Consider the following 20,603-nt stretch of genomic DNA (forward strand, 5'->3'; position numbering starts at 1 on the left):
GCTGCAGGCCCCATCCTGGGGCCCAGCGCTTGACGGGCATCCATGCCCGTCACCTCCCTTCGCAAGCCCTGCGCTCGCCCTCCTGAAGTCGCAATCTGCGTCGCTTGAACTACCGCGCGCTTAGAAGCAAAAGCCGAAGCAAGAGCAAGAGCAAGAGCAATAGCCAGAGCAAACGGTGGGGAACCTGGCGAACACGGCCGGCCTCTCAATTCAACAGGCTTCTTGAGAGGACGCCGCACATGAAATGCCTGATGCCTTGGTTAATCGCAGCCAGCTTGGCAGGCTGCGGCGAAACAGCCCTGTTGAGCGTAAACGAGGGCAGCGGGCCAACCCCTAGCCTCCCCGCCCCCGTCAAAACACTGATCCCCACCGTAAACATCGCCCCCGCCGTCGGCTGGCCAAAAGGCAGCAAGCCGACCGCAGCTGCAGGCACGCAAGTCGAAGCCTTCGCCAGCGGCCTCGACCACCCGCGCTGGCTCTACTTGCTGCCCAACGGCGATGTGCTGGTGGCAGAGACCAACGCGCCACCCAAGCCCGAAGATGGCAAGGGCATCCGCGGCTGGGCCATGGGCAAGGCGATGAAACGCGCCGGCGCGACCGTACCCAGCGCCAACCGCATCACCCTGCTGCGCGATGCCGACCACGATGGCGTGGCAGAAATCCGCAGCCCTTTCATCGAAGGGCTCAACTCACCGTTCGGCATGACGCTGGTGGGCAAGGACTTGTACGTGGCCGACACCGACAGGCTGCTGCGCTTTCACTATGAACCGGGCGCCATGAAGGTGACCGACAAGGGCCACCCGGTGACCGAGTTGCCGGGCGGGCCGCTGAACCATCACTGGACCAAGAACGTGATCGCAAGCCCCGACGGCAAGAAGCTCTACGTCACGGTTGGCTCGAACAGCAACGTCGGGGAAAACGGCATGGAAAAAGAGCAAGGCCGCGCCGCGATCTGGGAAGTGGACCCGGCAAGCGGCAAGCACCGGCTGTTCGCCACCGGCCTGCGCAACCCCAACGGACTGGCCTGGGAGCCGCACAGCAACGCCTTGTGGACAGCAGTCAACGAACGTGACGAAATCGGCAGCGACCTGGTGCCGGACTACATCACCTCAGTGACAGACGGCGGCTTTTATGGCTGGCCATACAGTTACTACGGGCAGCACGTAGACCAACGGGTGCAACCGCAGGCCCCGCAGAAGGTCGCCCAGGCGCTAGCGCCCGACTACGCGGTGGGCCCGCATACCGCATCCCTGGGGCTGGCATTTGTCCAACCTGGCATGCTGCCGCCGCCTTTCGAACAGGGAGCTTTGGTCGGCCAGCACGGGTCGTGGAACCGTAAACCCCACAGTGGCTACAAAGTGTTGTTCGTACCCTTCAACCGTGCAGGCAAACCTGCAGGCCACCCCATCGACCTGCTCACCGGGTTTCTCGACAGCGATGGCAAGGCGATGGGGCGACCGGTGGGAGTGATCAACGACGGGAAAGGCGGGATATTGGTGGCCGACGATGTGGGCAATGTCATCTGGCGGGTGAGCAAAGCACCTTGAACCCGACGGCCTGTACCGGCCCCGCTGAACGGGGCCGCTGCTTCAGGCATTGAGAATCAGGGGTTCTGTGCCAGATGGCCTTGCGGAATCACACGCTTGGCTTGCAGATAGGCCTTGGCCCAGTAGCTGTTGGACAGGTAGTCCAATCGTACCGTGCCGCCCGTTGAGGGCGCATGCACGAAACGCCCTTCCCCTACATAAATGCCTGCATGGCTGACCTGCGAGCCGCCACTGGTGGCGAAGAACACCAGATCACCGGATTGCAGCGCCTTGGCATCCACCGTCGGTGCACGCATGACGATCATCTCCCGCGTGGAACGCGGCAAGCTGATGCCGGCTGCATCACGGTAGACATATTTGATCAAACCACTGCAATCGAAGCCGGAGTCCGGGGTGTTGCCGCCCCAGCGATAAGGCGTACCCACCAGGCCAATGGCGCGGATTAGCACGTCATCGGCAATCGGCGAAGGGCTCGGTTGGCTATAGCTAACCTGCGGCTGAACCACAGGGGCCGGCGCAGGCGCACGGCTGGAGCAGGCAGCAAGCAATGTCGCCAAGGAGAGAAATGCGAAGCGCGCCATCTTTATCATGGCCAGAACATCCTGTCTGAGACCGCTGCGCAGCAGCCGAAAAGAGTTGAGAATTTAGATTAGACGCTTTCTATAAATGCGCACGGCGGCGAGCTTTTTTCAAAGCATCGCCGCCGCGGCAGGATATATCATTTCGCCATCAGTTGCGCGCGATGTTGGTCGGCGCCATGGCCAAGGCACGCTTGGCTTCGATGAAGGTCTTGCTCCAGTAGCGGTCACCGAGGCTGTCGATGCGCACGCCACCGCTGCGGCGGCTGCTGGAGTGGATGAACTGGTTGTCACCCAGGTAGATGCCGGCATGGCTGACGCGGCCGCGACCATTGGTGCTGAAGAACAGCAAGTCACCTGGCTTGAGCTTGTTGCGTGCCACTTTCGGGGCATCGACGTTGATCATTTCACGCGTGGAGCGCGGCAGGGTCATGCCCGCCTCTTCGCGGAACAGGTAGCCGATGAAACCACTGCAATCGAAACCAGACTTCTCCGAGGTACCACCGAAGCGGTAGCGGGTGCCGATCAACGACATACCGCGCTCGAGAATGCTGTCCGCCAGCACTGGCAGCTGGTAAGGCTTGCTGTTGCTGGAGAAAGCCTCCAGGTCATCTTCACTGGCCAGCTCTTCCGGTTCGCCGAATACCGACGAGGACGAGGCCTTGGCCTTGATCACCGATTGTGCGGCGACCGGGGTGTGATCCTGAACCTGAGAAGCTGGGCCTTGGGCCGCGCAGCCAAACAGCAGGGTCACGAGTGCGAGTGGCACGAGGGGTGCGAAGCGCTTTAGCATGGGCACGACCGTGTCTGTAATCCTTTAGAGGGGGAAACTATGCCCTCTATCATGGCCATTTGCAAATTTTATCGAAAAAGATGTGACTTTTCTGTTTTGCCGCTCTGGCCCAGCGTTTTCAGGGGGTTACCAGCCGAGGGTTTCCTTGAGGAAAGGGATGGTGAGCTTGCGTTGTGCCTGGAGCGAGGCCTGGTCGAGGCGTTCGAGCAGGTCGAACAGCGCGCTCATGCTGCGCGCACCGCGGGTGAGGATGAAGTGGCCGACTTCGTCGGTAAGGTGCAGGCCGCGGCGCGAAGCACGCAATTGCAGGGCGCGCAGCTTGTCTTCGTCGGACAGGCCACGCATCTGGAACACCAGGGCCAGGGTCAGGCGCGACTTCAGGTCGGGGAGCTTGATCGGCAGCTCCCGTGGCGATGCCGAGGCGGCCAGCAGCAGGCGCCGGCCGCTGTCGCGCAGGCGGTTGAACAGGTGGAACATGGCCTCTTCCCAGTCTGCCTTGCCTGCAATCACATGCAGGTCGTCGATGCAGACCAGTTCGTACTGGGCCAGGTAGTCGAGCACCTCTACGCCACGGTCGAGCAATTGCGCCAACGGCAGGTAGACGGCGGGCTCACCACGTTGCTGGAAACGATGGGTGGCGGCCTGCAGCAGGTGGCTACGGCCAACACCCTGCTTGCCCCACAGGTAGATAAGGCTCTCGGTCCAGCCGGCGTCGGCTTCGCATAGCCGCTCGACGTAACCCAATGCCGCAGCATTGGCGCCCGGATAGTAGTTGATGAAGGTGGCGTCATCGCGCAGGCGCACACCCAGGGGCAACTGGATCGGTGGTTTCATGCTCGCGGGCGGTCAGCAGGACCGCAGGGGGCCTTTGGTGAACAATCTGCAAAGTCTATACCCGCAACGCGAGGCGCACAATGACGGCAATAGATAGCGCAAGCAAAATCAACAAGTTGCGCTGTCTTGCGGCTGAAATCGGTGCCTGTGGGAGCGGGCGTGCCCGCCCCCACAGGTTTAACATAAGCCTGTACGTTACAGCTCCGGGTCAATATCCCCGGCATACATGTCCGATTCTTTATACAAGTCATGCATATGCCGCAGCAGCACCATGATCACCGCCGCCACCGGCAGGGCCAGGAGCACCCCGGTAAAGCCGAACAGCTCACCACCGGCGAGGATGGCAAAGATCACCGCAACCGGGTGCAGACCGATGCGATCGCCCACCAGCAGCGGGGTCAGCACCATGCCTTCCAGCGCCTGCCCGACCATGAATACCGCGACGATGCCCAGCATCGGGTACAGGTCGCCGCCAAACTGGAACAGGCCAGCCACCAGCGCGGCACCAATGCCAATGATGAAGCCCATGTACGGCACGATGGCCGCAAGGCCAGCGAGCATGCCGATCAGCAGGCCCAGTTCGAGCCCCACCAGCATGAGCCCGGCCGAATAGATGATACCCAAGGCCACCATCACCATGAGCTGCCCGCGCACGAATGCCCCCAGTACCTCATGGCATTCGCCAGCCAGGCCCATCACCTGCGGCTCACGCTGGCGCGGTAGCAGGCCGCGCAGCTTGGCCATCATCAGGTCCCAATCGCGCAGCAGATAGAAGCCAACCACAGGAATCAGCACCATGTTCGCCAACCAGGCCATCAACGCCAGGCTCGAGGCGGTGGCATGGGACAACAGCATGCCCACGATATCGGTGGTCTGCCCCATGTGCGAGCCGATGGCGGCCTTGATCTTGTCGAACTTCCAGAAGCCATCGGCCAGGCCCAGACGACCCTGCACCCATGGCAGCGCCACCTGTTCGAGCCAGTCGAGCATCTGCGGCGCCAGCTCGTACAGGCGCACCAGCTGCTTGGCCAGCATCGGCACCAGCACCAGCAGCAAGGCCATCAGTAACAAGGTGAACAGGCCGAACACCACCACCACGCCCCAGGTGCGAGACAGCCCCAGGCGCTCCAGGCGGTCAACCAGCGGGTCGGCCAGGTAGGCCAGCAGGATGCCGACCAGAAACGGTGTAAGAATATTGTGCAAGCTATAAAGCAGCACAGCGATCAGCAGGGCTGCACCCAGCCAGATCCAGCGACGGACATCGATCAAGGTATGCTCCCTTTACCAGCGAAAACGCAGGCCGTCGAACGGCTTGGGCGCAGCCGAGGCCGGCGCGGGTTGCTCACCAGTTGCACTCGCGACCGGGGCTGGCGTGACGGGCGCTGCGGGCGCTTGCTCGACGGGTAGTTCCTGCAACTTGGCCAGGCCAAGCTGGGCACGCAATTGCTCGCGGTTGCCGGTCACGCCATAGGTCAGGGTGGTGCCTTCAACCATCTTCAGGCGCGGGCCGTAAGGCTCAAGTACGCGGCCAAGCTCGGCATAGCGCTGCAGGGTCATTCCCTGTACTTGCACCTGCATCTGGCTACTGGCGCCCGGGCGGGCGACATAACGCGGCGCCAGGCGGCTGCTTACCGCCAGCATAACCGCATCGGCCAAGGCTGCCGGGTCGGCCCCTTCGGCAGTACCTTGCTCACGCTGGTCGACCAGCCACAGCTGCCACTTGCCCTGCCACTTGCCATCGGCTTCCTGGGCATGTACCGCCAGCAAGGCGTCGGCGCCATAGCGCTCGGAGGCCTCACGCAACGGTGCCGGGTCGCTTCCTTCGATCTGCTTGGCATTGGCCACCAATTGCTCCTGCAGGTCGGCCAGCGGCAGGCGCAGCGGCAGGCCACGGTGCTGGGCGGCACGACGCAGAGGCTGGGCGCTGGCCTGGCCGTCACCGACCAGGCTGCTGCCGTCGACACTGTCATTCAGCCACCAGCCGAGAATCGAAGGCCGATTGCTGCCCCACAGCGCGAGGCCGGCCTTGCGCAGGGCACGCTCGGTACTGCCGGGGTCGAACTCCACCAGCACCGACTCGGGCGGGCCGGCTTCGCTGCCAACCTGATTGATGATTTGCTGCGGGTCCTTGCGCAGCTCGGCCAGCGCCGGGCTCTGCGCGGCCTTGGCGTCGCCGGTGAGGCGCAGCACCAGCGTGTCGAGGGCTTTGGCGGTAGCTGCGGTACGGGCTTCAGGGCCCTGCCCGGTGACCGGCTCGCGTACCTGATAAAGGCCGGAGACATTTTCAGCCTGAGCGGTGGCCGCTATCAGGGCCAGGCAACCGGCTGCCAGAATATTGAAAAAACGCATGGAGGATTCCTGTCCAGTCGAGCACGAAGCTCGCTACTTGCAGCTTATACACATGCAACCACATCAACCACCCTCGGCCCTTTTTCAACAATTTACCGCCCTGCCCGTCGGCCTGAGGATGGCCGCTGCCCGGCAACCCTGATAAAATCGCGCGCCTTCACAGACCACTGATGTTTCAGGCAGCCGCCGCTTACCCGCCGGTCTTGGCCGTCATGGTCGTTTTTAAGAATCCCTCCCTCCTAAAGGCCTGGATCAATGAGCAAGCAACCCTCCCTGAGCTACAAGGACGCCGGTGTAGACATCGACGCCGGCGAAGCACTGGTCGAACGCATCAAGGGCGTGGCAAAGCGCACTGCACGCCCTGAAGTCATGGGTGGCCTGGGCGGCTTCGGCGCCCTCTGCGAGATCCCGGCCGGCTACAAGCAGCCAGTGCTGGTCTCCGGCACCGACGGCGTTGGCACCAAGCTGCGCCTGGCGCTGAACCTGAACAAGCACGACAGCATCGGCCAGGACCTGGTCGCCATGTGCGTCAACGACCTGGTGGTGTGCGGCGCCGAGCCGCTGTTCTTCCTCGACTACTACGCCACCGGCAAACTGAACGTTGACGTAGCTGCCACCGTCGTCACCGGCATTGGCGCCGGTTGCGAACTGGCCGGTTGCTCGCTGGTTGGTGGTGAAACCGCCGAAATGCCTGGCATGTACGAAGGCGAAGACTACGACCTGGCCGGCTTCTGCGTCGGCGTGGTGGAAAAGGCCGAAATCATCGACGGCTCCAAGGTTGCCACTGGCGACGCGCTGATCGCCCTGCCGTCCTCGGGCCCGCACTCCAACGGCTACTCGCTGATCCGCAAGATCCTCGAAGTGTCCGCCACCGACATCGAGAACACCCAGCTGGACGGCCAGCCGCTGACCGACCTGCTGATGGCGCCTACCCGCATCTACGTCAAGCCGCTGTTGCAGCTGATCAAGAACACCGGTGCCGTGAAGGCCATGGCCCACATCACCGGTGGCGGCCTGCTGGACAACATCCCGCGCGTACTGCCGAAAAACGCCCAGGCCGTGGTTGACGTCGCCAGCTGGCAGCGCCCGGTGGTATTCGACTTCCTGCAGGAAAAAGGCAACGTCGACGAGCATGAAATGCACCGCGTGCTGAACTGCGGCGTCGGCATGGTCATCTGCGTAGCCCAGGATCAGGTCGAAGCTGCCCTGAACGAACTGCGCGCCGCCGGTGAGCAGCCATGGGTCATCGGCCACATCGCCGAAGCCGCCGAAGGCGCCGCCCAGGTCGAGCTGCAAAACCTCAAGGCACACTGATGCCGAGCAAGACCTGCAATGTAGTGGTGTTGCTGTCGGGTTCCGGCAGCAACCTGCAAGCCCTGATCGACAGCTGCCAAGGCCAGGACAGCCCGGTGCGCATCCGTGCGGTGGTTTCCAACCGCGCCGATGCCTACGGCCTGCAACGTGCGGCGGCGGCCGGCATCGACTGCGTCGTGCTCGACCACACCCAGTTCGACGGCCGTGAAGCCTTCGATGCCGCACTGGTTGCGCGCATCGACGGTTTTGCCCCGGACCTGGTGGTGCTGGCCGGTTTCATGCGTATCCTCAGTGGCGGCTTCGTACGCCACTATCAGGGCCGTCTGCTCAACATCCACCCGTCGCTGCTGCCCAGATACAAGGGCCTGCATACCCATCGCCGGGCGCTGGAGGCAGGCGACGCCGAGCATGGCTGCAGCGTACACTTCGTGACTGAGGAACTCGATGGCGGCCCACTGGTCGTACAGGCTGTGGTACCGGTGGCGTCTGACGACACCGTCGAAAGCCTGGCCCAGCGGGTACACCACCAGGAACACCTGATCTACCCGCTGGCGGTGCGCTGGTTCGCTGAAGGGCGCTTGCGCCTTGGCGAACAGGGTGCATTACTGGATGGCCAGCCGCTGGCGGCCAGCGGTCACTTGATTCGATCCTAGGAGAATTTATGCGTCGCGCCCTGCTCTTGGCTCTCGCCGTGCTTGCCCTGCCCCTCCAGGCAGCTGATCTCAAGCCTTTCTCGGCCAGCTACACCGCCGACTGGAAGCAGCTGCCCATGAGTGGCACCGCCGAGCGCAGCCTGGTCAAGAATGCCAACGGTACCTGGGACCTTAACTTCAAGGCTTCCATGATGATCGCCAGCCTGACCGAGCAAAGCACCCTGCGCCTGGAAAACGATACCCTGCTGCCGCAGAAGTACCACTTCGAGCGCGGCGGCCTGGGCAAAGCCAAGAAGGTCGATTTGAACTTCGACTGGACCGGCAAGAAGGTCACCGGCAGCGACCGTGGCGATGCAGTCAGCCTGCCGCTGAACCGCGGCGTGCTGGACAAGTCGTCCTACCAGCTGGCCCTGCAGCATGATGTAGCCGCCGGCAAGAAAAGCATGACCTACCAGGTCGTTGACGGTGACGAGATCGACACCTACGACTTCCGCGTGCTGGGCACTGAAAAGGTCGCCACCAAGACCGGCCAGGTTGATGCAGTGAAGGTCGAGCGTGTGCGCGACCCGAGCCAGAGCAAGCGCATCACCGAGCTGTGGTTCGCCAAAAATTGGGACTACCTGCTGGTGCAACTGCGCCAGGTCGAGACGGATGGCAAGGAGTACGTGATCGTGCTGCAGGATGGCACGGTCGATGGCAAGCCGGTGAAAGGCAACTGATCCAGCACCGCCTGCTGCCCCCGAAGCCCCGCCCAGTGCGGGGCTTTTTCATGCTCTCCGGGGCCGCTCTGCGGCCTTATCGCGACACAAGGCCGCTCCTACGAAAAGCCAGGCCCGGAAGCCGTACATGAAACTTGTTTCATGGCTGTTTTATTTACTTAGCCTGCTAACAAACTCTATAAAGAGGGTGTGCGACACACTGTCGCAGCCAACTGAAGAAGTGGAGTTTACCGATGACAGTCCAAGTAACCGAACGCGACGAATCGAAAATGTCCCACGAAGGCCTGGCCGCTGGCGTGCGGATCTGGGATGTGCACCAACAAGGCCAACTGGTGGGCATGTTCCACAATGAACACGAAGCGCACCAGTACCGCGTAGAGCTGGAAGTCCTGGAAGGCCAGCGCACCTCGCAGTGAGCACTCTTCAAATGAAAACCCCGCCAAAGCGGGGTTTTTCGTGTTTACCACATCAGGTCGTCCGGGATCTTGTAGGCCGCATACGGGTCGTCCTCGTCCGCTTCCTCGACATGGGTGTTGAGCAGCAGGATACGGCTGGGGTCGCGCTCCTGGATCTTCACCGCCGCCTCACGGGGAATGACCTCGTAGCCGCCGGCATGGGCCACCACCGCCAGTGCGCCGTTACTCAACCGGGTCCGCATCAGGGCGTTGACGGCAATGCGCTTGACCTTCTTGTCATCGACGAAGTTGTAGTAATCCTCGGTGTTCAGCTTGGGCAGGCGCGTGGCTTCGATCAACTGCTTGACCTGTGCGGCACGGGCTTTCTGCTCAGCCTTTTCCTGCTGCTGGCGGTTCAGTTCCTGGTCGCGCTTGACCTTTTCGGCCATGGCTTCCTTGGCGATGCGCTGTTGGCTGTCGTCGACTTCGACCTGGCCTTTGTGCTCCATGCGCTTCTGTTTCTTTTCAGCTTTGTTGGTCTGCGAGACCTGTTTCTGGTTGACCAGACCGGCTTTGAGCAATTGGTCGCGAAGGGAAAGGCTCATGAATATTCACTCACTTATGCAACAGCTCAGCCGCAGCTGGGCAGGTTCTTTTCCTGACGTTTGGCTTCACCCCAAAGGGCGTCCAGTTCGTCAAGGTTACAATCTTCAATGGGGCGGCCACTGTCGCGCAATGCCTGCTCGATAAAACGGAAACGTCGCTCGAACTTGCGGTTGGCGCGGCGCAGGGCATTTTCAGGGTCTTGCTTAAGATGGCGAGCCAGGTTGACGGCGGCAAACAGCAGGTCGCCGACCTCATCCTCGAGCGCATCGGCATCACCGTCGGCCATGGCCTGCAGTACTTCATCCAGCTCTTCGCGCACCTTGTCCAGCACCGGCAATGCTTCCGGCCAGTCGAAACCGACCGTGGCCGCACGTTTCTGCAGTTTGGCTGCCCGTGACAGGGCCGGCAAGGCCGACGGTACGTCGTCGAGCAGCGACAATTGCTCGGGCGTGCTTTTCTCGGCACGTTCCTGCGCCTTGATCTCTTCCCAGCGTGACTTGACCTGGGCCTCGTTCAGGCTGGGGGTGTCCAGCGGCGCATAGAGCTCGCCAGTGGGGAATACATGCGGATGGCGGCGAATCAGCTTGCGGGTGATGCTGTCCACCACGCCATCGAATTCGAAACGCCCCTCTTCCCGGGCCAGCTGGCTGTAGTAGACCACCTGGAACAGCAAGTCGCCCAGCTCACCCTGCAGGTGCTCGAAGTCGCCGCGCTCGATGGTGTCGGCGACCTCGTAGGCTTCCTCGATGGTGTGGGCAACGATACTCGCGTAGTTCTGTTTCAGGTCCCACGGGCAACCGTACTGCGGGTCGCGCAGACGGGCCATGAGGTGCAGCAGGTCTTCGAGGGTGTAGGTCATCTAGGCAGGTCCTTCGGCGGTGGCTTCTTCGCGGGCTTGCCCGCGCCCACAGGAGGGCTACAGGATCGAGCACCTGTAACGTAGCTGTGGGAGCGGGTTTACCCGCGAAGCAGGCGCCCCGGTCTCAAGGGGTTCTATTGCGCCGCGTTTCGATGATGTTCGGCAACTGCGAAATTCGTCCCAGCAGGCGCCCCAGCGCGTCCAGGCCCGGAATCTCGATGGTCAGCGACATCAGCGCCGTGTTGTCTTCCTTGTTCGAGCGGGTGTTCACCGCCAGCACGTTGATCTTCTCGTTCAGCAGCACCTGCGACACATCGCGCAGCAGCCCTGGGCGGTCGTAGGCGCGGATGACGATGTCGACCGGGTAGGTCTGCACCGGGATCGGCCCCCAGCTCACCTGGATCATGCGCTCCGGCTCCTTGCCCGCCAGTTGCAGCACCGAGGCGCAGTCCTGGCGGTGGATGCTCACGCCTCGGCCCTGGGTGATGTAACCGACAATGGCATCGCCCGGCAGTGGCTGGCAGCAGCCGGCCATCTGCGTCAGCAGGTTGCCGACCCCCTGAATCTGGATGTCACCACGCTTGCCGGTACGCGGCCCGGTAGGTTTGCGTGGCACCAGCTCGATCTGCTCGATACGCTCGGGCTCCAGCAACTGCTGAGCGGCGTTGACCAGGTGGGCCAGGCGCAGGTCGCCCGCGCCGAGCGAGGCGAACATGTCCTCGGCGGTCTTGACGTTGGTCTTCTCGGCCAGCCGTTCGAAGTCCACCTGCGGCAAGCCCAGGCGGCTGAGCTCGCGCTCGAGCAAGGTCTTGCCGGCGGCGACGTTCTGGTCACGCGCCTGCAGTTTGAACCAGTGCACGATCTTGGCCCGCGCCCGCGAGGTGGTGACGTAGCCCAGGTTGGAGTTCAACCAGTCACGGCTGGGGTTGCCGTGCTTGCTGGTGATGATCTCCACCTGCTCACCGGTCTGCAGGCTGTAGTTCAGCGGCACGATACGGCCGTTGATCTTGGCCCCCCGGCAGTTGTGGCCGATCTCGGTGTGCACACGGTAGGCGAAGTCCAGCGGGGTCGCCCCTTTGGGCAGGTCGATGGCGTGGCCGTCAGGAGTGAACACGTAGACCCGGTCCGGCTCAATGTCGACCCGCAACTGCTCGACCAGGCCACCGATGTCGCCCAGCTCTTCGTGCCATTCCAGCACCTGGCGCAGCCAGGAGATCTTCTCTTCGTAATGGTTGGAGCTGGGCTTGACGTCGGTGCCCTTGTATCGCCAGTGGGCACAAACCCCCAGCTCGGCCTCTTCATGCATGCCGTGGGTGCGGATCTGCACTTCCAGCACCTTGCCCTCGGGGCCGATCACTGCGGTGTGCAGCGAGCGGTAGCCGTTTTCCTTGGGGTTGGCGATGTAGTCGTCGAACTCTTTGGGGATGTGCCGCCACAGCGTGTGCACGATACCCAGCGCGGTGTAGCAGTCGCGAATTTCCGGCACCAGCACGCGCACTGCACGCACGTCGTAGATCTGGCTGAATTCCAGGCCTTTGCGCTGCATCTTGCGCCAGATCGAATAGATATGTTTCGCCCGGCCGCTGATGTCGGCATTGACGCCCGTGGCCAGCAGCTCGTTCTGCAGCTGGTTCATCACGTCGCTGATGAAGCGTTCGCGGTCCAGCCGGCGCTCGTGCAGCAGTTTGGCGATCTGCTTGTACTGGTCGGGTTCGAGGTAGCGGAAGGACAGGTCTTCCAGCTCCCACTTGATGTGGCCGATACCCAGGCGGTGCGCCAGCGGCGCATAGATGTCGAATACCTCACGCGCGACACGCAGGCGTTTCTCGTCGTCGGCGGCCTTGACCGCACGGATCGCGCAGGTACGCTCGGCCAGCTTGATCAGTGCCACACGCACATCATCGACCATGGCCACAAGCATCTTGCGCAGGTTCTCGACCTGCGCCTGCGAGCCCAGCACCAGCGACTGCCGCGGGCTGAGGCTGGCGCTGATGGCGGCCATGCGCAACACGCCGTCGATCAGCTTGGACACCACCGGACCGAACCGCTGGCTGACCTCGGCCAGGGTCACCTTGCCCTCGCGTACCGAACGGTAGATGACCGCGGCCACCAGGGAATCCTGGTCCAGCTTGAGGTCAGCCAGGATTTCGGCAATTTCCAGGCCCGCCTGGAAGCTGGACGTACCGTCCGCCCAGGAATGCTTGGCCGGGTTGCCCTTTTTCTCGATCTCATGGGCAAACTCGCAGGCTTCTTTGAGCGCTGCGCGATCCAGTGCCGAATCGACGCTTACCACATGGTCCAACCATCCTTCGAGATTGATACTGCCGTCGGTGTTGACCGGCTGGTGCACTCTCACCTGTACCATCTTTGTTTTACCTTTCCATACAGCGCACCACGCGGGTGCGCTGGCGATCACCGTGTGGCTGCCATTCCATGGAAGCCACACCAAGGGGCCAGTCTGCTAGCCCGCTTCGAATAACGCCATGGCCTCGACATGCGCCGTTTGAGGAAACATGTCGAGAATCCCGGCCCTTTTTAACCGGTACCCCTGGCCGACCAGCACCTGCGCGTCTCGCGCCAGCGTGGCCGGGTTGCACGATACGTAAACCAGCCGTTTGGCCTGGAGGCGTGCGATGCCTTGCACCACCTCGAACGCACCGTCGCGCGGTGGATCCAAGAGTACCGCAGAAAAGCCCTCGGCGGCCCATCCGGTGCCTGCCAAAGGCTGCGATAAATCGGCCTGAAAAAACCGTGCGTTATGCACATTGTTGTTCCGGGCATTGGCCGCGGCCCGATCGACCATGGCCTGTACACCTTCGACTGCCACTACCTCGCGGGCCTTGCGGGCCAGCGGCAGGGCAAAGTTGCCCAGGCCGCAGAACAGGTCCAGCACCCGCTCGTCGGCCTGCGGTGCGAGCCAAGCCAGGGCCTGCTCGACCATCGCCGTGTTGACCTGGGCATTCACCTGCACGAAGTCACCTGGGCGCCAGGCCAGCTCAAGCTGCCACGGCGCCAGGGCAAAGCCCAGTTGCGCGGCAGGGTTCACCGGCGCCGGCTCATCTTCACCTTGCAGCCACAGCTGGGCATTGGCCTGGTCGCAGAACGCCTGCAGCTTTGCCAGGTCTTCTGCCGGCAGCGGCGCAACGTGGCGCACCAACACCGCCTCGGCGGTGCCACTGAACAGTTCCACGTGGCCCAGCGCCTGCGGTTTGCTCAACGAGCGCAGCACCGTCGGCAAGTGGCGCAGAATCGACTGCAAGGGCTGTACCAGCACTGCGCAATCGTCGATGGCAATGATGTCCTGGCTGGCTTCGGCACGGAAGCCCACCTCCAGCTGACGCGCCTTGACGTCCCAGCGCACGGCCACACGGGCCCTGCGCCGGTAGCCGAATTCCGGCCCGCTCAGGGGTGCGGCCCATTCCTCGGGTTGCACGCCGGCCACCCGCTGCAGTTGCTCGGCCAGGGTGCGCTGCTTGAGCGCCAGCTGCGCGTCATGCGGCAGATGCTGCAGGTTGCAGCCACCACAGCGCGCATAATGGCGGCACGGTGCCTCACGGCGCTCAGGGCTGGCCTGCAGCAGCCGCTCCATGCGGGCCTCGACCACTTTGCCACGGGCGTTGAGCACCCGCGCCTCCACGGCCTCACCGGCCAGGGCACCACTGACGAACCAGGTGCGCCCGTCGAGGAAGGCGATGCCACGGCCGTCACCGGCCAGGCGCTCGATGTCCAGGCGCTGCTTCTTGCCCACGGGGACCTGGGGAGTGCGGTTGCCGCCGGCCGGCTGGAAGCGCAGGCCACTGTTGCTTTTTTTCTTGGACATTTAGCTCGGATCAAACAGGCCGGTGGACAGGTAACGGTCGCCGCGGTCGCAGATGATGGCGACCATCACGGCATTTTCCACTTCGCGGGAGAGGCGCAGCATGGCTGCAACCGCACCACCTGAGGACACGCCGCAAAAAATGCCCTCTTCACGGGCAAGGCGGCGGGTGGTGTCTTCGGCTTCCTGCTGCGACATGTCGACCACGCGGTCGACGCGCGTGGCGTCGAAGATTTTCGGCAGGTATTCCTCGGGCCAGCGGCGAATGCCCGGAATGGCCGAGCCTTCCATAGGTTGCAGCCCGATGATCTGTACCGCCGGGTTCTGCTCCTTGAGGTATTGCGAGCAGCCCATGATGGTGCCGGTGGTACCCATGGAGCTGACGAAATGGGTAATGTTGCCCTGGGTCTGCTGCCAGATCTCAGGGCCGGTGCTGTTGTAGTGGGCAATCGGATTGTCGCCGTTGGCGAACTGGTCGAGCACCAGGCCACGGCCTTCGGCCTGCAGCTTCTCGGCCAGGTCGCGGGCGCCTTCCATGCCCTCCTCCTTGGTCACCAGGATCAGCTCGGCGCCATAGGCGGTCATGGCGGCCTTGCGCTCGGCGGTGGAGTTGTCGGGCATGATCAGGATCATCTTGTAGCCCTTGATCGCCGCCGCCATTGCCAGGGCGATACCGGTGTTGCCGGACGTGGCTTCGATCAGGGTGTCGCCGGGCTTGATCTGGCCACGCACTTCGGCGCGGGTGATCATCGACAGCGCCGGGCGATCCTTCACCGAGCCGGCAGGATTGTTCCCTTCAAGCTTGAGCAGGAGGGTGTTGCTGGTTTCACCAGCAATGCGCTGCAGGCGAACCAGGGGCGTATTGCCGACGCAATCGGCGATGGTTGGGTACTGCAAGGTCATGGCGTATTTCACAATCCGGACGGCAGGGGCGCCTATCATACCGGCAAACCCTTCGCGGCCATATCACGCAATCTGTGGTGCATATAGCTACAAGCTATATCGATGGTCTGCATCGCCCTCTTCGCGGGCACGCCCGCTCCCACAGGTACTCCACTGGCCTCAAGAGTAGTGGTGACCCTGTGGGAGCGGGTTTACCCGCGAAGGGGCCGCCACATGTAACGGCAATCGCATCCACAGCCGCAGCCCATGCTTGCCATTCTGCGCCCACAAGGTGCCGCCCTGGCGCTGGATGGCACTGCGGGCGATGCTCAAGCCCAGGCCAAAACCACCATCCCCCGGCCGAGAACCGTCCAGCCGCGAGAAGGGCGCGAAGATCCGCTCCAGGTCCTCTTCAGCCACACCGCCACCCTCGTCCTCCAGCCACAGCCACCAATAACTGCCTTCGCGTTGCCCACCCAGGCGCACCACACCCTCGGGCGGCGAGTGACGAATGGCATTGCGCAAGATGTTTTCCAGCGCCTGGGCCAGATGATTGAGGTTGCCCTGCACCCAGCAGTCGGCCGGTACTTCGCAGCGCAGGCGCTCGGGCGACCAGCCACTCTCGTAGCTGGCATTTTCGGCCAGCAGTTCCCAAAGCGCGTGGACTTCGATGGGTTCCAGGTTCATCGGCACACGCTCGGCGTCCTGCCAGGCCAGCTGCAGGGTGTCCTCCACCAACTGCTGCATGCAGTCCACTTCACGGGTCAGGCGTTCGCGCAGGCGCGTCAGGTCGGTTTCGCCGTCACAGGCCACCCGTAACCGGCTCAATGGCGTGCGCATTTCGTGCGACAGGTCGCGCAGCAACTGCTGCTGCATGGCCACCGTGCCCTGCAGCCGCTCGGCCATCTGGTCGAAAGCGCGGGCCAGCTCGCCCAGTTCGTCATGCCGGGCAATGGTGCGCGAGTCGAGGCGCGCCGATAGCTGATCGGCGCGCCAGGCATTGGCCTGCTCACGCAGCTGGTTCAGCGGCACGATCAACATACGGTACAGGCCCACGCACAACAGCAAGGTGAACAGGCCAGGGATGATGCCGTTGGTGACGATGCGCCACAGCAACCGGTACTGGTCCGGGTTGAACCGCTGCGGCAGTTCGATCACCAGCATGCCCTGCTCCGGTGCCCCCGGGAACGGTATGCGTACCCACGGCTGGTCGACGCTGCGCCGGCTCATCGGCCAGTCGACACCGCGCAGACGCGTCAGTCGCTGCATGATCTGCGGATCGAGAGTAGCGCTGTCGAGCGGTCGCAGGTTGATATCGAGCACGCCAACCCAGCCCCGTTCGCGCTGGTGCATCGCCGTCACCCACTTGTCCAGCCCTTCCCGCCCACCACTGCGCCACGCCTGCTCAGCCTCACTGGCGTAGCCTCGCAGCGTCTGCCGCGCCGGTTCCGAGAGGAAGGCATTCTGGATTTCCATGTGCCGGCCCCACGTGTAACTGAGGCCGATCATCAGCAGGCAAAAGCCCACCAGCAGGATGGCCAGCTTCCAGAACAGCGAATGGCGGTCAAGCATGGCTCACTCTGCCTCGCCGGTGCTGAGTACGTACCCCTTGCCCCACACGGTACGGATCTGCCGCTCGTGATAGTCGATGCCCTTGAGCTTGCGGCGGATCTGGCTGACGTGCATGTCCAGGCTGCGGTCGTGCCGCGAATAGCCGCGCTGCAACACCTGCTGGTAAAGGAACGGCTTGCTCAGCACATCATCGAAGTTGCGGTTGAGGATGTCGAACAGCCGGTACTCGCTGGGGGTCAGGCCTGCCAGGCGGCCATTCAGGCGTACATCGCACAGCCCCTCGTCGAACTGCAGCTCGCCGCAGGCAGCCTGCTCCTGCGGGGCTTGATGACGGCGCTCGAGGGCCACGCGGCGCAGGATTGCCTCGATGCGCACCTGCAGCTCGGCCATGCTGAAGGGCTTGGGCAGGTAATCGTCAGCCCCGCGCTGGAAGCCACTGATGCGGTCGGCCTCGGCCCCCAGCGCCGACATCAGGATCACCGGCGTAGCGCTGCGCTTGCGCAGCTGCGCCAGGGCGTCCAGGCCGTTCAGCCCGGGCAGCAGAATATCCATGAGCACCACATCGAAAACCTCGCGACCAGCCGTTTCCAGGCCCTCCAGCCCATTACGGCACCAGGTGACCTGGAAGCCGCCACGTTGCAGCTCTTCGTGCAGGTAGGCACCCAGGACCGGGTCATCCTCGATGGCGAGGATATTGGAGTTGTAAATAGCTACAGGATTCATTGGCAACTGCCATGCATTCTCAATTGCGCAATTATTGAGTATCCACTACCGGTCAGGCAACCGCCCTGCGACCAATGCCCCGGCAACAACGCAAAACAGCGACTAAAGAGGTGCAATAGCGCTGCAGGCGGAGTAACTTCCCGGCTTGGCCGTCATCGCTTGACGGCTTCCAGGCACATCACAGGAGGCGAGTGTGCTCGATCGCTTGGGAATCCGCAGCCGGGTTCTGCTACTGGCCCTGCTGCCTGCCGGCCTGATGGCCCTGGTGCTGGGCAGTTACTTCACCTGGCTGCAACAGAACGACCTGCGCACCCAGCTGTTGCAACGCGGCAAGATGATCGCCGAGCAACTGGCGCCATTGGCTGCGCCCGCCATGGCCCGGCTTGCGCCCGCACAGCTGGAGCGCATTGCCGCGCAAACCCTGGAGCAGGCCGACGTTCGCGCCGTTGCCTTCCTGGCCCCGGACCGCACGCGCCTGGCACACGCCGGCCCGAGCATGCTCAACCAGCCTCCCAGCGGCGGTACCGGCACGCAATTGCTGCAGCGCAGCGGCAATGACGCCACCCGCTATTTGATGCCCGTATTCGGCCACCACCGCGATCTCGCCACCGATGCCGTGCCGGCCGAAGCCGAGCGCCTGCTAGGCTGGGTCGAGATCGAGCTGTCGCACGACGGCACCCTGCTGCGCGGTTACCGCAACCTGTTCACAAGCCTGCTTCTGATCCTCGCCTGCCTGGTGCTCAGCGGCCTGCTGGCGCTGCGCATGAGCCGCACCATCAACGACCCCATCGAACGCATCAAGCACGCGGTCAACCAACTCAAGGACGGTCACCTCGAAGAACGCCTGCCAACCATGGGCAGCCATGAGCTGGACGAGCTCGCCCGCGGCATCAACCGCATGGCCGAAACCCTGCAGAACGCCCACGAAGAACTGCAGCACAGCATCGACCAGGCCACCGAAGACGTGCGCCAGAACCTGGAAACCATCGAAATCCAGAACATCGAGCTGGACATGGCGCGCAAGGAGGCCCTCGAGGCCAGCCGCATCAAGTCTGAGTTCCTGGCCAACATGAGCCACGAGATCCGCACCCCGCTCAACGGCATCCTCGGCTTTACCCATCTGCTGCAGAAAAGCGAGCTGACGCCACGTCAGCTGGACTACCTGAACACCATCGAGAAATCCGCCGACAACCTGCTGGGGATCATCAACGAGATCCTCGACTTCTCCAAGATCGAGGCTGGCAAACTGGTGCTCGACAGCATTCCGTTCAACCTGCGCGACCTGATCCAGGACACGCTGACCATCCTCGCCCCGGCCGCCCACGCCAAGCAGCTGGAATTGCTCAGCCTGATCTACCGCGACACCCCGTCTTCGCTGATCGGCGACCCGCTGCGGCTCAAGCAGATCCTCACCAACCTGGTCAGCAACGCCATCAAGTTCACCCGCGAAGGCACCATCGTCGTGCGCGCCATGCTCGAAGACGAGCACGAAGACAGCGCGCAGCTGCGCATCAGCGTGCAGGACACCGGTATCGGCCTGTCGCCGCAAGAGGTGCGTACGCTGTTCCAGGCTTTCAGCCAGGCCGACAACTCGCTGGCCCGCCAACCTGGCGGCACAGGGCTGGGGCTGGTGATATCCAAGCGCCTGATCGAACAGATGGGCGGCGAAATCGGCGTCGACAGCACCCCGGGCGAGGGCTCGCAGTTCTGGATCAGCCTTAACCTGCCCAAAGCCCACGACGACCTCGAGGAGCAGCCGATGCAGCCGCTGCTGGGCCGTCGCGCAGCCATCGTCGATGGCCACGAGCTGGCACGCCAGGCGCTGGAGCACCAACTGGAAGACTGCGGCCTCAGCGTTAGCCTGTTTGCTTCCTACGACCAGTTGCTGCAGGCGGTTCAGGCTGCCAGCCAGGCCGGCCTGCCGTTCGAGTTCGCCGTGCTCGGGGCCAACCTGGGCAACCTTTCGCCCGAGCAACTGGGCCACTACCACCAGCAACTCGAACGTTACCACTGCCAGTGCGTGGTGCTGTGCCCGACCACCGAGCAGGCGCTGTACCATCCGTACCTGCCCAACGGCCATGGCCAGTTGCTGTCAAAGCCCACCTGCACCCGCAAACTGCGCCGCCTGCTGATGGAACTGGTGCAACCGCGCCGCCCGCAGAGCGAGGCACAGAGCCTCAACGGCCAGCGCCAGCCGAAGGTCCTCTGCGTCGACGACAATGCCGCCAACCTGCTGCTGGTGCAGACCCTGCTCGAAGACCTGGGCGCCGAGGTGCTGGCCGTCGACAACGGCTATGCAGCGGTACAGGCCGTGCAGGATGAACCGTTCGACCTGGTGCTGATGGACGTGCAGATGCCCGGCATGGACGGCCGTGTCTGCACCGAGCAGATCCGCCTCTGGGAAAACACCCAAAGTGGCAACCCGTTGCCGATCGTCGCCCTTACCGCCCATGCCATGGCCAACGAAAAACGCGCATTGCTGCACGCCGGCATGGACGACTACCTGACCAAGCCGATCAGCGAGCGGCAACTGGCCCAGGTGGTGATGAAGTGGACCGGCATGAGCCTGGGCGTGCCGCAACAGGCGCAGGCCGAGCAAGCGACCAGCAGTGATGACCTGAAGGTGCTCGACCCCGAAGAAGGCCTGCGCCTGGCGGCAGGCAAGGCCGACCTGGCGGCCGACATGCTGAGCATGCTGCTGTCCTCGCTGGACGCCGACCGCGAGGCCATACGCGCCGCCCGCGAGGCGGACGACCGCACCGCCCTGATAGAACAGGTACACCGCCTGAACGGTGCCTCGCGTTATTGCGGGGTGCCACAGCTGCGCGCCGCTTGCCAGCGCAGCGAGACCTTGCTCAAGCAGGAACACCCACAGGCGCAGCAAGCGCTGGATGAGCTGGACGGCGCGATCAGCCGGCTGGCGGCGCAGGCCAGGTTGAGTGCCTGAACGGCTAGATTCGGC

At 63.4% G+C, this 20,603-nt stretch carries 18 protein-coding genes; 6 read left to right on the plus strand and 12 right to left on the minus strand.

From position 1 onward, the window contains the following. Positions 1-239: 239 nt before the first annotated feature. Positions 240-1,547, plus strand: a complete 1,308-nt coding sequence (locus SB765_RS12600; protein WP_410931422.1) for a PQQ-dependent sugar dehydrogenase — start codon at positions 240-242, stop codon at positions 1,545-1,547. A gap of 56 nt (positions 1,548-1,603) precedes the next feature. On the opposite strand, the gene SB765_RS12605 is transcribed toward SB765_RS12600, so the two are convergent. The 5 genes from SB765_RS12605 to SB765_RS12625 all read right to left on the minus strand — a co-directional run bounded on the left by SB765_RS12605 (position 1,604) and on the right by SB765_RS12625 (position 6,101). Continuing rightward, the gene (locus SB765_RS12605; protein WP_341797795.1) at positions 1,604-2,137 is read right to left on the minus strand and encodes a C40 family peptidase; all 534 of its coding nucleotides are present in this window, start codon (positions 2,135-2,137) and stop codon (positions 1,604-1,606) included. A gap of 139 nt (positions 2,138-2,276) precedes the next feature. Beyond that, complete coding sequence (locus SB765_RS12610; RefSeq protein WP_410931423.1) at positions 2,277-2,918, minus strand: C40 family peptidase; 642 nt, start codon at positions 2,916-2,918, stop codon at positions 2,277-2,279. A 126-nt stretch (positions 2,919-3,044) separates the two neighbouring features. After that, positions 3,045-3,752 carry a DnaA regulatory inactivator Hda gene (gene hda, locus SB765_RS12615; protein WP_016485270.1) on the minus strand — a complete coding sequence of 236 codons (708 nt, stop codon included), beginning with the start codon at positions 3,750-3,752 and terminating at the stop codon, positions 3,045-3,047. Positions 3,753-3,947: 195 nt separating this feature from the next. Further along, a complete protein-coding gene (locus SB765_RS12620; RefSeq protein WP_016501106.1) occupies positions 3,948-5,021 on the minus strand; it encodes an AI-2E family transporter in 1,074 nt (357 codons plus the stop codon). Positions 5,022-5,033: 12 nt separating this feature from the next. Continuing rightward, complete coding sequence (locus SB765_RS12625) at positions 5,034-6,101, minus strand: DUF2066 domain-containing protein (RefSeq protein WP_410931424.1); 1,068 nt, start codon at positions 6,099-6,101, stop codon at positions 5,034-5,036. A gap of 255 nt (positions 6,102-6,356) precedes the next feature. Between SB765_RS12625 and purM the strand changes: the two genes are divergently transcribed. From purM to SB765_RS12645, 4 genes are all read left to right on the plus strand, one after another. Beyond that, a complete protein-coding gene (gene purM / locus SB765_RS12630; protein ID WP_043204324.1) occupies positions 6,357-7,415 on the plus strand; it encodes a phosphoribosylformylglycinamidine cyclo-ligase in 1,059 nt (352 codons plus the stop codon). After that, positions 7,415-8,068 (plus strand): phosphoribosylglycinamide formyltransferase, encoded by a 654-nt coding sequence (purN, locus tag SB765_RS12635; protein WP_258655554.1) that lies wholly within the window; start codon positions 7,415-7,417, stop codon positions 8,066-8,068. Before purM ends, purN begins: the two co-directional genes overlap by 1 nt. Positions 8,069-8,076: 8 nt before the next feature. Beyond that, entirely contained in the window at positions 8,077-8,787 is a 711-nt protein-coding gene (locus tag SB765_RS12640) for a DUF3108 domain-containing protein (protein WP_016501109.1), read from the plus strand. A gap of 233 nt (positions 8,788-9,020) precedes the next feature. Beyond that, entirely contained in the window at positions 9,021-9,203 is a 183-nt protein-coding gene (locus SB765_RS12645; RefSeq protein WP_341797791.1) for a hypothetical protein, read from the plus strand. Positions 9,204-9,247: 44 nt separating this feature from the next. Here SB765_RS12645 and SB765_RS12650 read toward each other — a convergent pair whose 3' ends face one another. From SB765_RS12650 to SB765_RS12680, 7 genes are all read right to left on the minus strand, one after another. Continuing rightward, positions 9,248-9,787: a DUF2058 domain-containing protein gene (locus tag SB765_RS12650; RefSeq protein ID WP_086974697.1), complete on the minus strand. Its 540-nt coding sequence runs from the start codon at positions 9,785-9,787 to the stop codon at positions 9,248-9,250. Between the two features lie 26 nt (positions 9,788-9,813). Continuing rightward, positions 9,814-10,647 (minus strand): nucleoside triphosphate pyrophosphohydrolase, encoded by an 834-nt coding sequence (gene mazG, locus SB765_RS12655; RefSeq protein WP_049276301.1) that lies wholly within the window; start codon positions 10,645-10,647, stop codon positions 9,814-9,816. 124 nt (positions 10,648-10,771) lie between these two features. Further along, positions 10,772-13,012, minus strand: a complete 2,241-nt coding sequence (gene relA / locus SB765_RS12660) for a GTP diphosphokinase (protein ID WP_019473071.1) — start codon at positions 13,010-13,012, stop codon at positions 10,772-10,774. A 96-nt stretch (positions 13,013-13,108) separates the two neighbouring features. Continuing rightward, positions 13,109-14,467, minus strand: coding sequence for a 23S rRNA (uracil(1939)-C(5))-methyltransferase RlmD (gene rlmD / locus SB765_RS12665; protein ID WP_410931425.1), 1,359 nt, complete (start codon positions 14,465-14,467; stop codon positions 13,109-13,111). Beyond that, a complete protein-coding gene (gene cysM, locus SB765_RS12670; RefSeq protein WP_410931426.1) occupies positions 14,468-15,367 on the minus strand; it encodes a cysteine synthase CysM in 900 nt (299 codons plus the stop codon). Between the two features lie 159 nt (positions 15,368-15,526). Further along, positions 15,527-16,918: a histidine kinase sensor domain-containing protein gene (locus SB765_RS12675; protein WP_410931427.1), complete on the minus strand. Its 1,392-nt coding sequence runs from the start codon at positions 16,916-16,918 to the stop codon at positions 15,527-15,529. A gap of 3 nt (positions 16,919-16,921) precedes the next feature. Next, the gene (locus SB765_RS12680) at positions 16,922-17,641 is read right to left on the minus strand and encodes a response regulator transcription factor (protein ID WP_232877173.1); all 720 of its coding nucleotides are present in this window, start codon (positions 17,639-17,641) and stop codon (positions 16,922-16,924) included. Positions 17,642-17,834: 193 nt separating this feature from the next. On the opposite strand from SB765_RS12680, the gene SB765_RS12685 reads away from it, so the two are divergent. Beyond that, positions 17,835-20,588 (plus strand): response regulator, encoded by a 2,754-nt coding sequence (locus SB765_RS12685; protein ID WP_410931428.1) that lies wholly within the window; start codon positions 17,835-17,837, stop codon positions 20,586-20,588. Positions 20,589-20,603 lie beyond the last annotated feature (15 nt).

Source organism: Pseudomonas sp. SIMBA_067 (assembly GCF_046534675.1).
Classification (GTDB): Bacteria; Pseudomonadota; Gammaproteobacteria; order Pseudomonadales; family Pseudomonadaceae; genus Aquipseudomonas; species Aquipseudomonas putida.

Excerpts from the sequence above, each read along its gene's own strand:
- SB765_RS12600 (WP_410931422.1), top strand. The coding sequence starts at position 240 with ATGAAATGCCTGATGCCTTGGTTAATCGCAGCCAGCTTGGCAGGCTGC.
- SB765_RS12605 (WP_341797795.1), bottom strand. The coding sequence starts at position 2,137 with ATGATAAAGATGGCGCGCTTCGCATTTCTCTCCTTGGCGACATTGCTT.
- SB765_RS12610 (WP_410931423.1), bottom strand. The coding sequence starts at position 2,918 with ATGCTAAAGCGCTTCGCACCCCTCGTGCCACTCGCACTCGTGACCCTG.
- hda (WP_016485270.1), bottom strand. The coding sequence starts at position 3,752 with ATGAAACCACCGATCCAGTTGCCCCTGGGTGTGCGCCTGCGCGATGAC.
- SB765_RS12625 (WP_410931424.1), bottom strand. The coding sequence starts at position 6,101 with ATGCGTTTTTTCAATATTCTGGCAGCCGGTTGCCTGGCCCTGATAGCG.
- purM (WP_043204324.1), top strand. The coding sequence starts at position 6,357 with ATGAGCAAGCAACCCTCCCTGAGCTACAAGGACGCCGGTGTAGACATC.
- purN (WP_258655554.1), top strand. The coding sequence starts at position 7,415 with ATGCCGAGCAAGACCTGCAATGTAGTGGTGTTGCTGTCGGGTTCCGGC.
- SB765_RS12640 (WP_016501109.1), top strand. The coding sequence starts at position 8,077 with ATGCGTCGCGCCCTGCTCTTGGCTCTCGCCGTGCTTGCCCTGCCCCTC.
- SB765_RS12645 (WP_341797791.1), top strand. The coding sequence starts at position 9,021 with ATGACAGTCCAAGTAACCGAACGCGACGAATCGAAAATGTCCCACGAA.
- SB765_RS12650 (WP_086974697.1), bottom strand. The coding sequence starts at position 9,787 with ATGAGCCTTTCCCTTCGCGACCAATTGCTCAAAGCCGGTCTGGTCAAC.
- mazG (WP_049276301.1), bottom strand. The coding sequence starts at position 10,647 with ATGACCTACACCCTCGAAGACCTGCTGCACCTCATGGCCCGTCTGCGC.
- relA (WP_019473071.1), bottom strand. The coding sequence starts at position 13,012 with ATGGTACAGGTGAGAGTGCACCAGCCGGTCAACACCGACGGCAGTATC.
- rlmD (WP_410931425.1), bottom strand. The coding sequence starts at position 14,467 with ATGTCCAAGAAAAAAAGCAACAGTGGCCTGCGCTTCCAGCCGGCCGGC.
- cysM (WP_410931426.1), bottom strand. The coding sequence starts at position 15,367 with ATGACCTTGCAGTACCCAACCATCGCCGATTGCGTCGGCAATACGCCC.
- SB765_RS12675 (WP_410931427.1), bottom strand. The coding sequence starts at position 16,918 with ATGCTTGACCGCCATTCGCTGTTCTGGAAGCTGGCCATCCTGCTGGTG.
- SB765_RS12680 (WP_232877173.1), bottom strand. The coding sequence starts at position 17,641 with ATGAATCCTGTAGCTATTTACAACTCCAATATCCTCGCCATCGAGGAT.